Origin of the sequence: Paenibacillus etheri (assembly GCF_001012825.1) — a bacterium.
In the GTDB taxonomy this organism is placed as follows: Bacteria; Bacillota; Bacilli; order Paenibacillales; family Paenibacillaceae; genus Paenibacillus_AQ; species Paenibacillus_AQ etheri.
On record NZ_LCZJ02000018.1, the window covers coordinates 745,781 to 758,044 of the forward strand.

General features: G+C 43.2%; 11 protein-coding genes. All 11 read left to right on the forward strand.

Going from position 1 to position 12,264, the window contains the following annotated elements:
* The first annotated feature begins 3 nt into the window (after positions 1-3).
* The 11 genes from flhA (at position 4) to UQ64_RS09010 (ending at position 12,208) form a co-directional block, all read left to right on the forward strand.
* The gene (gene flhA, locus UQ64_RS08960; protein WP_060623067.1) at positions 4-2,037 is read left to right on the forward strand and encodes a flagellar biosynthesis protein FlhA; all 2,034 of its coding nucleotides are present in this window, start codon (positions 4-6) and stop codon (positions 2,035-2,037) included.
* Positions 2,034-3,425, forward strand: a complete 1,392-nt coding sequence (gene flhF / locus UQ64_RS08965; protein ID WP_060623068.1) for a flagellar biosynthesis GTPase FlhF — start codon at positions 2,034-2,036, stop codon at positions 3,423-3,425. The genes flhA and flhF overlap by 4 nt, the downstream gene beginning before the upstream one ends.
* Positions 3,422-4,303, forward strand: a complete 882-nt coding sequence (locus tag UQ64_RS08970) for a MinD/ParA family protein (protein ID WP_060623069.1) — start codon at positions 3,422-3,424, stop codon at positions 4,301-4,303. Before flhF ends, UQ64_RS08970 begins: the two co-directional genes overlap by 4 nt.
* A 33-nt stretch (positions 4,304-4,336) precedes the next feature.
* Entirely contained in the window at positions 4,337-5,668 is a 1,332-nt protein-coding gene (locus UQ64_RS08975) for a protein-glutamate methylesterase/protein-glutamine glutaminase (RefSeq protein WP_060623070.1), read from the forward strand.
* Between the two features lie 34 nt (positions 5,669-5,702).
* Positions 5,703-7,775, forward strand: a complete 2,073-nt coding sequence (locus tag UQ64_RS08980) for a chemotaxis protein CheA (RefSeq protein ID WP_060623071.1) — start codon at positions 5,703-5,705, stop codon at positions 7,773-7,775.
* A 28-nt stretch (positions 7,776-7,803) separates the two neighbouring features.
* Positions 7,804-8,265 (forward strand): chemotaxis protein CheW, encoded by a 462-nt coding sequence (locus tag UQ64_RS08985; RefSeq protein WP_060623072.1) that lies wholly within the window; start codon positions 7,804-7,806, stop codon positions 8,263-8,265.
* Positions 8,266-8,301: 36 nt separating this feature from the next.
* Entirely contained in the window at positions 8,302-8,895 is a 594-nt protein-coding gene (locus UQ64_RS08990; protein ID WP_425339580.1) for a chemotaxis protein CheC, read from the forward strand.
* Complete coding sequence (locus tag UQ64_RS08995; protein WP_060623074.1) at positions 8,888-9,385, forward strand: chemotaxis protein CheD; 498 nt, start codon at positions 8,888-8,890, stop codon at positions 9,383-9,385. Before UQ64_RS08990 ends, UQ64_RS08995 begins: the two co-directional genes overlap by 8 nt.
* 2 nt (positions 9,386-9,387) lie before the next feature.
* Positions 9,388-9,798, forward strand: a complete 411-nt coding sequence (locus UQ64_RS09000; protein WP_342447579.1) for a hypothetical protein — start codon at positions 9,388-9,390, stop codon at positions 9,796-9,798.
* A gap of 189 nt (positions 9,799-9,987) precedes the next feature.
* Positions 9,988-10,776, forward strand: a complete 789-nt coding sequence (locus tag UQ64_RS09005) for a FliA/WhiG family RNA polymerase sigma factor (RefSeq protein WP_042189430.1) — start codon at positions 9,988-9,990, stop codon at positions 10,774-10,776.
* A gap of 28 nt (positions 10,777-10,804) precedes the next feature.
* Positions 10,805-12,208 (forward strand): flagellar assembly protein A, encoded by a 1,404-nt coding sequence (locus tag UQ64_RS09010; protein ID WP_060623075.1) that lies wholly within the window; start codon positions 10,805-10,807, stop codon positions 12,206-12,208.
* Positions 12,209-12,264: the final 56 nt, after the last annotated feature.

The following is a 12,264-nucleotide window of genomic DNA, read 5'->3' on the forward strand; positions in this document are numbered from 1 at the left end:
ACATTGAAAGCTAAAGATTTAACAGTTTTGCTAGGCATCATCGGTATCGTGCTTATGATGATTCTGCCTATCCCGTCCTGGCTTTTGGACGTTTTGTTAGTTATTAATATCTCTATAGCATTAATTATCATATTAGTTGCTATGAATACGAGGAATGCACTCGAATTTTCAATTTTTCCTTCATTATTGCTGGTTACGACATTGTTTCGCTTATCACTAAACATTTCGACAACAAAACTGATCCTGACTTACGCAGATGCCGGTTCCGTGGTATCTACTTTCGGAAGCTGGATCGCTGGCGGACAAATTGCCGTTGGATTTATCGTGTTTCTGATTTTGGTAGTGGTTCAGTTTATTGTTATTACTAAAGGGTCAGAGCGTGTAGCTGAGGTAGGGGCGAGATTTACCCTGGATGCGATGCCAGGTAAACAGATGAGTATTGATGCCGATCTTAACGCAGGCATGATTAATGAAACACAGGCACGTGAGCGTCGCCGCAATGTTGAGCGGGAAGCGGATTTTTTCGGAGCCATGGATGGTGCGAGTAAATTCGTTAAGGGAGACGCGATTGCGAGTATTATTATCCTGCTGATCAACCTTATTGGTGGATTTATTATCGGTATGGTTGTGCACGGAATGGATTTTTCCACATCGTTATCTACTTATTCCGTATTGACGATCGGGGACGGTCTAGTCAGCCAAATTCCTGCTTTGCTCATTTCGACTGCAGCGGGCCTTATCGTTACTAGAGCTTCATCGGAAGGTAATCTGGCAGAAGAATTAACAGGTCAGTTACTCTCCTATCCAAAGTTGTTATATATTGTTGCAGTTACTGTTGCTTTTCTAGGTCTCTTTACACCTATACATATGATTACTACGCTCCCGCTAGCAGGTTTGCTGGCTTTTGCAGCCTATAGTATGGGACAAAATTTAAATCGAAAACAGATTGCCGAAGAGCAGCTTGTTGAAGAGAAGCAGATTGAAGAGGTACGAAGTCCGGAAAGTGTGATCAATTTACTCTCTGTAGATCCTATTGAATTCGAGTTCGGATACGGTCTTATACCATTGGCAGATACAGGTCAGGGTGGCGATTTGCTAGATCGTATCATCATGATTCGACGGCAATGTGCCCTTGAAATGGGTCTTGTAGTGCCTGTTATTCGCATTCGCGACAATATTCAACTAAAACCGAATGAATATGTCATAAAAATTAAAGGAAATACAGTCGGCGGCGGTGAATTATTACTTAATCACTACTTGGCCATGAGCCCAGGCTATGATGATGAATCTATAAACGGTATTGAGACCATTGAACCATCCTTTGGACTTCCTGCGTTATGGATTGACGAATCAGTTAAAGAGCGGGCTGAATTGTCAGGCTATACCGTTGTAGATCCACCATCCGTTGTTGCAACACATTTGACGGAGCTCATTAAACGGCATGGACATGAGTTGTTAGGACGACAAGAAACTAAGATGTTGGTGGATAACCTAAGAGATAATTATCCCGTGCTTGTCGACGATCTTATTCCATCTGTATTGGCGATTGGGGATGTGCAAAAGGTACTTGCCAAGTTGCTGCGCGAGAAAATATCGATCAGGGATTTGGTTACTATCTTTGAGACGTTAGCGGACTATGGGACGTACACCAAGGATCCTGATATTCTTACCGAATATGTTCGTCAATCCTTGTCTAGACAGATTACTCAGCAATTCTCGCAAGTAGGAGAGACACTGAAAGTTATCACGGTGGGACCTAATCTGGAGAAGAAAATTTCTGAGAGTGTACAGCAATCAGAACAGGGCAGTTACTTGGCACTGGATCCAGTATCGACTCAAACGATCTATCAGCGGTTAAGTGAACAGATCAATCGACTTCTGCAGTCTGGACAACAGCCCATTGTACTCACATCACCAACCATTCGTATGTATTTGCGACAGGTGATTGAACGGACGATGCAGGATATTCCTGTACTGTCTTATAGCGAACTAGAGCCTAACATTGAAATACAAAGCGTCGGAGTGGTGAATTTATGAGAGTGAAGCGTTATGTGGTCGATACGATGCCTGACGCCATGCATTCCATTCGCAGTGAGCTTGGAAGCGAGGCCGTCATTTTAAGTACAAAAGAAATCAAGATTGGCGGATTTTTAGGACTGTTTAAAAAGAAAAAAATAGAAGTTGTAGCGGCTGTTGAAAAAGCTCAACAGGGGAGTGCTCCTGAAAAGCCTGTGAAGCCTGCAATGAACATTCCGCGCAGCGCTGTCCCGCAAGCTTACCAAAAAGCTTCATCTACACCATCTACATCCACTGTTACGTTAGAGAAGCCCGAGGAGCCTCGGTCCTTTGCGGAAATCGCTGCAGCCTTGTCTGAAGCTATTGATGTAGAGCAATCGACCATAAAGCATCCAGAGCCCTTAAAAGAATCTAGGAATGTTAACGAGGATCATCTTCAAGCGATTGAAACAAATCAGAATGACGTGACATCTGTATCAGCCCTTTATGAGTCTCTTGGTCTGGAACAGACACCCGCCGTTGCATCAGCCATTGATAATGATGTTCTCCGTGAGATTAGAGATATGAAGCTGTGGATGGAACGAATCGCTAGGCAATCTTCGGGGGCTAGAGAGTTACCGGACAGTCTTCAGCAGCTTAGAGATCTTTTGATTGAGCAGGAGATGGATACTGTACTTGTTGAAGAGTGGATTAGTAATATCTCAGAACGTTGGGCGGATGAAGGACGTACTTGGGGGCCAGAGGAATTTCAGGAATCCTTGAAAGAACAACTGGATGGATTTCTGGCAGGCCGAATCGCTGATGGAATTGCACAGGATACTCAAATCGTATATATTGCAGGGCCCACAGGTGTTGGGAAAACTACTACTATAGCCAAGCTTGCGGCTGAACAGCTATTCAAATACGGACGCAAGGTTGGTTTTATCACCTCTGATACGTATCGAATTTCAGCTGTGGAGCAGTTGCGTACATACGCATCTATCCTGAATGTTCCGCTAGAGGTTGTTCAATCACCTGGTGATTTACAAAGAGCGCTTTTTCGATTAGAGAGTTGTGATCTTGTAATTATGGATACAGCTGGTCGGAATTATCGCAATGATATGCTTGTAGCAGAACTACAAAGCTTGTTAGCGAAGGAATTACGAAGTGAGACCTATCTTGTGCTCAGTTTGACCTCGAAAAGTCGTGATATGAAATTGATTGCAGAGCATTTCGGCAGATACAAGCTGGATAAAGTTATTTTTACCAAGCTAGATGAGACGGGAAGTTATGGACCACTCTTTAACGTCCTGAATGACTTCCCACTCACATTATCTTATATGACCAATGGTCAAAATGTACCCGACGATTTATTGATGGCTTCCAAAGAACATCTTAGTGAGATGCTTCTTGGAACAGGTGAATCATGATGGATCAGGCACAATCCTTAAGACAGCTTGTATCCAGTCAGGATCCTAAACTAGCTGTAAAAGGGGAATCATCCGCCCGTATCATTACCGTGTGTAGTGGTAAAGGTGGCGTAGGGAAATCTAATTTCACTCTTAATTTCGCTTTAACTTTAAAAGCAATGGGAAAGAGAGTATTGCTGTTCGATGCAGATATTGGCATGGCCAACATAGACGTGTTGATGGGTGTGTCAGCGAAGTATAACCTATATCATCTGTTAAAAAGAGAAGCGGACATTACGCAGATTATTCAGTTAGGACCGAATGCGCTTCCTTTTATAGCAGGGGGATCGGGCATGGACGAGTTGTTCTCTCTTTCTGAATCGGATCTTAATTATTTCACAGCTAAGATAGCCCTTATAGCGGACAGCATGGATTATATTTTGTTCGATACAGGTGCTGGATTATCTAAGGAAACGATGAAGTTTATAACCTCTGCGGACGATTGCCTAGTAGTTACTACACCAGAGCCAACTGCTATTACAGACGCCTATGCATTAATGAAGGTTGTGAATCGGACACATCCGGAGATTTCTTTTAAACTGATCGTGAATCAAGCAGGTGATGAGAGAGAAGCGTTAGTGACAAGTGATAAGATCCGAATGGCCGCCAGTCGTTTTTTGCAATTAGATGTTTCCTATCTTGGTCATATAAGCTCAGATGCCCATGTAGTGCAGGCTGTCAAAAGGCAAACGCCATTTTCCTTGGCTTTTCCAAACAGTGTTGCTGCAAAAGATATACATCGGCTAGCCCTAAGTTATTTGACCATAGATGGTAAAAAAGATACAAAAGTTCAAGGGATTAAAGGTTTTATCCATAAATGGTTAAAGCGAAGTAAATAATTGTTCTGAATCTGGAACAGAGGTGGAAATGATATGAAGCCATATAAAGTTTTGGTTGTTGATGATTCTGCATTTATGCGCAAGATCATTTCCGATTTAATTGAAAATGACGCTGACTTTCAGGTGACGGCAACAGCAACAAACGGTCGCGAAGCTATCGAGAAAATAAACAAGCTTCGTCCTGATCTAGTTACCATGGATGTGGAAATGCCGGAGATGAACGGCTTAGAAGCGCTGAAAATAATAATGGCGTCAGATCCGCTGCCAGTGATTATGCTGTCAGGCATCAATGAAGAGGGCATGAAGGAAACCATTCTTGCACTGGAATGGGGCGCTTTTGATTTCATTCGTAAACCTTCGATATCAAACTCCCAGGATATAACGGGAGTAGGGGAATCCCTAAGAGAGCAAATGAAAGAAGCTATGTTGGCTCGAGAGCAGCGTGAAGCGCGAGCATCTGCATTTAGGATGCCTGACATCGCGCCTTTAGAGCCATTACTGCCGACTGCATCGAGATTGATATCAGATAAACCCAAGGCAGCGCTTAAATCTTCTCTCAAAGATGAAGGATTGAGAAAACCTCGGGGAAAACAGCCAATAGATACTACTATCCCTAAAAAAGCAACCAAACCAATAATCTCTACCAAAACACCGATATCCGAAAAGACTAAACCAAAGTCTAAAGTAGAGATAAAACCAATTCCATCCAAACCGGTGATAGAATCTTTAGTGGAGGTATCCTCTAATTCTCCGGGACTTCCTCCGGATCGAATGGTTGGAAGCAAGAATTTGCACAAATTAGTTGCTGTCGGTTGTTCTACAGGCGGACCCCGTGCACTAAAGGTACTCCTGGAGAAAATTCCAGCGGATTTTCCAGCTCCTATTGTCATTGTGCAGCATATGCCGCCTAACTTCACGAAATCACTGGCCCAGCGATTGAATACATTCAGTCCGCTAGAAGTGTTAGAAGCAGAGCAGGGGATGATATTACGAAAAGGAGCTGCTTACATTGCGCCTGGAGGCTATCATTTACAAGTTACCCCATCATCTAAAGGGCAATATGCAGTTGTACTCACGAAGGAGGAGGCGCGAAATGGCCACCGACCTTCAGTAGATGTTTTATTCGAATCATTACTTCCACTCACATCGCTAGAGCGGCACGTGTTGCTGATGACAGGGATGGGTAGTGATGGTGCAAGGATGATGAAATCTCTCTATGACTCAGGGGTTACCTCAACTTTTGCTGAAAGTGAAGAGACCTGTGTCGTTTACGGGATGCCGCGATCCGCGGTGGAATTGCAGTGCGTAAAGTATGTACTGCCTTTGCAAGAAATTGCTCCAAGGCTAGTACAAGCCGTTAAATAACGGAAAAGCGAACTCGAAGGGGAGGTGCTCACTGATGGACATGAACCAATATTTATCCATGTTTATTGATGAGTCGAATGATCATCTGCAGTCATTGAACGAGAGCATGATGGGGCTGGAAGCGAATCCTGAGGATCTTAGTATTGTACAGGTAATATTCCGCTCTGCACACACCTTAAAAGGTATGGCAGCGACTATGGGCTTTGAAGATTTGGCTTCACTTACACACCAAATGGAGAATGTGTTAGACCTTGTACGTAATAACAAGCTGCGCATGCAGGATTTCATTTTTGATACGTTATTCAAAAGTTTAGATGCTTTAGAGTCTATGGTTGAGGATATTACTAGAGGTGGCGAAGGTAAAGCAGATGTATCGTCCATTGTCTCATCCTTACAGGCTATTGTTCGGGGAGAGATTCCTGTTGAAGGCGGCGCAGCATCTGTTGCTGCTACACCTGCTGCACAAGCGGCTGAAACTCCGATTCATCTGGATGAGTTCCAATTTTCTGTTCTTGAACAATCGATACAGGAAGGGCATCATGCATTGTATGTGGACGTAACGATCCGAAAGGATTGTCAACTTAAGGCTGTACGTGCATATATGGTGTTTGATCTACTCGAACGTTCGGGTGAAGTGGTTAAATCCTTCCCATCCGTTCAAGATATAGAACAAGAGAAATTTGACCAAAGCTTCTCACTCTATTACATAACCCAAAAAACCGCGGATCAGATTCAGGCCATGATTATGAATTTGTCTGAAATTGATAAAGTAACGGCAGTAGCCCTAGATCAAGAATCCTTGAAAATGCTTGGTCAAGAATCGGCATCGGCTGTATCAGAGGTGGCCGCAACAGCCACTGTAGAGGAAACAGCTCCAGCTGCTTCCGTAGCATCTAAACCATTGCCTACCAAAGATGAAGCTAATAAGCCGGGAGCAGCTAAAACAGGAGCGGCGCCTTCACGTACGATTCGCGTAGATATCGAACGCTTAGATGTGCTCATGAATTTATTTAGTGAACTTCTGATTGACAGAGTTCGTTTAGAACAGCTGGCTTCAGAGGTTCAGAATGGTGATCTTACGGAAACTGTCGAGCATATGGGCAGAGTAAGCGGAGATCTCCAGAATATTGTGATGAAGCTTCGCATGGTTCCAGTAGATACCGTATTTAACCGGTTCCCACGTATGGTTCGTGATCTAGCTAAGTCGCTGGACAAGAAAATAGATCTAATTGTAACGGGTGCCGAAACAGAGCTTGACCGGACGGTAATTGATGAAATTGGTGATCCACTTGTGCATTTATTGCGTAATGCGGTTGATCACGGAATTGAATCCATTGCTGACCGTATTGCTGCTGGAAAACCAGAGACTGGGACAGTTCATCTACGTGCTTTCCACAGCGGAAATCATGTCTTCATTGAAATTGAGGAAGATGGAACAGGTATTTATCCTGAGAAGGTTTTGAAGTCTGCTGTGAAAAAAGGCGTGATTACGCAAGAGCAGGCATCAAATATGACGGATGATGAAGCTTTTCAGTTGTTATTTGCACCAGGCTTCAGTACAGCAGAGGTCATTTCTGATGTTTCAGGCCGCGGGGTAGGGCTGGATGTAGTGAAATCTAAGATCTCTTCTTTAGGCGGCAATGTAACGATTTATTCTGCTCCAGGTAAAGGAACAAATTTCTCAGTGCAGCTGCCTCTAACTCTATCTATCATTGCTGCAATGCTTATTCGATTGGGCTCTGAGAAGTATGCCATTCCATTATCCTCTATTGTGGAGACTGGAATCGTGAAGAACACTCAAATCCGTACGATTCATGGCAACAAAATGATAGAGTTCCGGAATTCTCATATTCCACTGGTTTCTCTAAGTCGTCTATTTTCGGTACCTGATTATGATGAGAGTACTGAAGAAGAGACAGAGATCGTAGTTGTACGTAAGGGAGAACGTCTTGTAGCCTTAGCTGTACAGGATTTTATTGGTCAGAACGAGATCGTTATCAAGAATTTGGGTAAATATTTACCTGAAATTCAAGGGATATCTGGCGCAACGATACTTGGAGATGGCCAAGTCGCACTTATTATTGATCCGAACGCTTTTATTAAATAACTAGGATAGAACAGGGAGGTTCGTTCCAATGGCTGAAGATATTAAAGTGATAGTGTTCAAATTAGGCTCAGAGGAATACGGTATCGAAGTTGAGAAGGTACAAACCATTGAGCGCATGATGCCAATAACTCGTGTGCCTAAAACGTATTCGTTTATCAAGGGTGTAATTAATTTACGTGGTGTTGTTATCCCGGTAATTGACCTTCGGGGCCGCTTTGGGATCGAAGAGGTGGAGCAAACAGATCAATCACGTGTAATTATCGTATCTGTTAATGAAATGGAAGTAGGTTTCATTGTAGATTCAGCAAATGATGTAATAGATTTGAACAGGGATTCTATCGATACACCTCCAGATGTTGTTGGCGGCATCAAAGCGAAGTATTTAGATGGGGTGGCCAAGATAGGTGAAGAGCGCTTGCTGATCATGCTTAATCTGTCAGAAGTGCTTAACAAAGGCGAAATCGTTCAATTAGAAAGCCTAGAGGGCTAACCTGTGGAATTATTTAAGCACTATAAGGATTTTAAAATGGATGTGCTTAAGGAAGTCGGGAATATTGGAGCTGGGAATGCAGCCACCGCATTATCACAGCTCTTGAATAAGCCGATTGATATGGCTGTTCCCAAGGTACAGCTTCTCAACTTTGAAGAGATTACGGACAAAGTTGGTGGAGCAGAAGAACTAGTATATGCAATTTTCTTACGTGTGGAGGGGGAAGCTCCGGGCAACCTGTTTTTCATTCTTTCACCGGAAGCCGCTTTGAACCTACTCAGTCGCATCGCAGGCATCGAGATTTTGAGTGACCAAGAGCTTGGAGAAATGGAGCTTTCCGCGCTGAGTGAAATTGGTAATATTTTGGCGGGGTCGTACCTATCTTCTCTTGCAGACTTCACCTCACTTTCTATGTATCCAACAGTTCCTGCACTTGCCATGGATATGGCTGGAGCCATCCTAAGCTATGGTTTGCTGCAATTTGGGCAAATGGGTGACGATGCATTGTTGATTGATACTACCTTTTTTGAGGGGAAAAACGAAATTGAAGGGCAATTTTTCCTTATTCCCGATCCGGAATCATTCCCGAAAATCTTCAAATCGCTAGGAGTTCCGTTTGAAAATGATTGAAGAACAAAGCATCATTAAAGTAGGGATGGCAGATCTTAACATTGGAAGCCAAGATAGTTTGATTCGTACAACGGGTCTTGGCTCCTGCGTGGGATTGACATTGTTTGACCCTGGAAAAAAACTCGCGGGAATGGCGCATGTGATGCTCCCTTCTTCTGAGATTGCTAGGGAAGGGCAATTAAACATCGCTAAGTTTGCAGATACTGCGGTGCCGGAGCTCTTATCCCGTTTGCTGGAGCTTGGTGCGGTTCGGAGTCGGATCGTAGCCAAGATGGCAGGAGGATCACAAATGTTTGCCTTTGCCGGGGGGAGCGACACCATGAGGATCGGGCCTCGTAATGTTGAATCTTGTAAACTTGCTCTTGAGAATTTGAAGATTCCGTTAATTGCGGAAGACACGGGCGGTAATTATGGCCGTACGATAGAAATTGCCTGCAACACTGGTGTTTTGTTCATCCGAAGTGTGCAAAAAGGCGCTAAGGAAATATAAATATGAAGATGATAGGAAACATTTTTGTAAACTTGCTGTTTGGTTTGATAGGTTTTGTATTCACATTTTTGGTAACCTACAGTAATAATGTTCTCGGTACTAGTTTATTACGAAGCCTATTAGGATTTATCATCTGGTTTCTGCTTGCTTTCCTCCTAAGATGGGTATTGGGTTTTATTATGTATCAATCATCGCCTCCGGATGAACAGGATATTGATGGAGAAGAACTTGGTGCGAAGCTAGACATCAGTACCCCTAATGAGGATGAAGAGTTAATCAACCTACTCAAACCGAAGCCAGGACAAGGAAGTGGGAACAGTGAGGGGTTCAAGCCTCTTACACCCCCAAAACTAGTCTCAATGAAAGATCCTGAAGAATTGGCCAAGGCCGTTCGTCACCTGAAAGAAGAATAAGCGAGCGCTGTGGCGGAATCGGTTATCTTAAAATATAAGAATGTATAAGTTTCATGTTATACATTATCCTTATATTTCTCGCTTAAACGCTACCGTCCTTATAAGGACGCTGAAGGCGTTTATGCTTGTGACAAGGCAGGTTTCGCCGCGACAAGCTCTCTGACTAAACTTTGGGAAGGGTGAAAGCTATTGAACGAGCGTAAAGCTTCTCAATTGGAAACTGACGAGCTATGGGAACAGTGGAAAGAACACAGTGACCCTGAAGCCAAAAAGAAACTGATAGAAAGTTATCTCCATATTGTTGATTATGTATCCAGCCGTTTGGCTGTGGGGTTACCCAAGAATGTATCTAAAGATGATCTAGCCAGTAATGGAGTAATGGGATTAATCGATGCGATTGAAAAATTCGACTACAAACGAGGATTGCAGTTCCAGACCTATGCGTCCTGGCGTGTACGTGGTGCAATTTTAGATTCATTACGCCAAAGTGATTGGGTACCTAGGTCTGTACGAGAAAAAGCAAAAAAAATCGAGGATGCATATCAGCAGCTGGAACAGAAGTATTTGAGATCCGTTAGTGATGAGGAAATGAGTCTATACCTGAATATTAGTGTAACAGAATTTCAAAATATGTTGCAGGATGTGGCTGTAATGTCACTATGTTCACTGGAAGACCCGATTCGTGAAGAGGAATCAGAGACCCGAATGTCCATACTTGTGGACGATAAAGCTAAGAATCCGGATAGCAAGGTAAATGAGTTCTACTTACGCGAAGCCCTCACCAAAGGTATTGAGAAATTAACGGTGAAAGAACGGACCGTTGTGTCCCTTTTATATTATGAAGATTTGTCATTGAGCGAAATTGCAGAGGTTATGTCATTATCTCCTTCACGGATTTCGCAGCTTCATTCCAAAGCTATTTTACGGCTGAGGGGAACGCTTGAGAAGAATCGCGATCTACTTATGCAGAACGATTAACCGTTAGCGGTGACAAGGGGGAGCAAAATTGATCGGTCAACATGCTTTGGATCAGTACTTGAGTATTACTTTTTCGGATGACAAAGGGATCGCGTATTTGCAGTTCTCCAAAAAGGATGAGAATTTTTCCTGCTCACCTACAGAATTGGAAAGCTTCCTGCACAGTCACAATATTCGCTACGGGATCCAGCGTGATGTTGTTGAACGTATTTGTAGTCATCCAGAGGAGTTCTTTTGGAGTAAAGTCGCTATTGCTACAGGTGAACCTGCAGTAAATGGAAGTGACGGACGTATTATGCTCACTGTTGATCTGGAAGAGGATCGCAAGCCGCTTGAAAAAGCGGATGGTAAGGTAGATTATAAGGATTTAGTTCGGCTTCGTAACGTGCTCAAAGGAAAGTTGATAGCTAGAATTATCCCTGCTCAGCCTGGTAAACATGGAAAGACTGTAACGGGTGATGAGCTTGCTTTCAGAGTTGGAAAGGAAGCTCATTTTAAAGTCGGAAAAAACGTACTCATTGATAACAATGGAACTTCGATGTATGCCGCAATTGACGGTCTTGTTACTTTAACCGATAACGGTAAAATCAATGTGTTTCCCGTGTATGAAGTGAATGGTGATGTAGATTATAGTACTGGGAACATTGATTTTGTAGGTACGGTTGTTATTCGGGGAAACGTACTTTCAGGATTTTCTGTAAAGTCTGCTGGTGATATCCGTGTAGTTGGTGGAGTAGAAGGGGCAGAATTAATCTCTGGTGGATCCATCGAAATTACGGGTGGAATTATCGGCTATAACAAAGGACATGTAACCGCTGGAAAAAATGTTAAGGTCTCATTCATTCAAGATGGTAACGTTACAGCCGGTGAAGATGTCATTGTATCCCAGAGCATTATGCATTCCAATATACGCGCAGGCAGAGATGTCCTTTGTAACGGAGCTAAGGGATTGATTGTTGGCGGAACTGTTCAGTCCGGGGAAAGAGTCGTTGCACGTACAATTGGCAATACCATGTCCACAGCGACTTCGATTGAGGTAGGTGTAGTACCTGAACTCAGAAATGAGATTAATGAGCTGCGTCAATCACTGCGTCAATTACTTGAAAATGAGGACAAAACCTCTAAAGCGTTGTACCTATTAAATCAATTGGCAACCAATGGTCAACTACCTGCAGATAAAGTAGCGCTTCGAGTTAAATTGAATGCAACCAAACAATCTCATCAACGTGAGGAGAAAAGAATTAAAGAACGCGTGTTAGAGATTGAAAGAATGCTAGAAGATACTGGCAGAGCTAGAGTTGAAGTGATCAAAACAATCTATGGCGGATCCAAAATTATGATCGGCAGATATACCCGATTTGTAAAGGACCCCACAGAACGAGTTGTGTTTGTTTATAGTGAAGGTGATATATCCTTAACGCCATACAATTAATCGGGCGGGCAGCATTAGCGGCCGGCCATTCTTGAAATATAAGAAAGTATAAGTTT

Excerpts from the sequence above, each read along its gene's own strand:
- flhF (WP_060623068.1), top strand. The coding sequence starts at position 2,034 with ATGAGAGTGAAGCGTTATGTGGTCGATACGATGCCTGACGCCATGCAT.
- UQ64_RS08970 (WP_060623069.1), top strand. The coding sequence starts at position 3,422 with ATGATGGATCAGGCACAATCCTTAAGACAGCTTGTATCCAGTCAGGAT.
- UQ64_RS08975 (WP_060623070.1), top strand. The coding sequence starts at position 4,337 with ATGAAGCCATATAAAGTTTTGGTTGTTGATGATTCTGCATTTATGCGC.
- UQ64_RS08980 (WP_060623071.1), top strand. The coding sequence starts at position 5,703 with ATGGACATGAACCAATATTTATCCATGTTTATTGATGAGTCGAATGAT.
- UQ64_RS08985 (WP_060623072.1), top strand. The coding sequence starts at position 7,804 with ATGGCTGAAGATATTAAAGTGATAGTGTTCAAATTAGGCTCAGAGGAA.
- UQ64_RS08990 (WP_425339580.1), top strand. The coding sequence starts at position 8,302 with ATGGATGTGCTTAAGGAAGTCGGGAATATTGGAGCTGGGAATGCAGCC.
- UQ64_RS08995 (WP_060623074.1), top strand. The coding sequence starts at position 8,888 with ATGATTGAAGAACAAAGCATCATTAAAGTAGGGATGGCAGATCTTAAC.
- UQ64_RS09000 (WP_342447579.1), top strand. The coding sequence starts at position 9,388 with ATGAAGATGATAGGAAACATTTTTGTAAACTTGCTGTTTGGTTTGATA.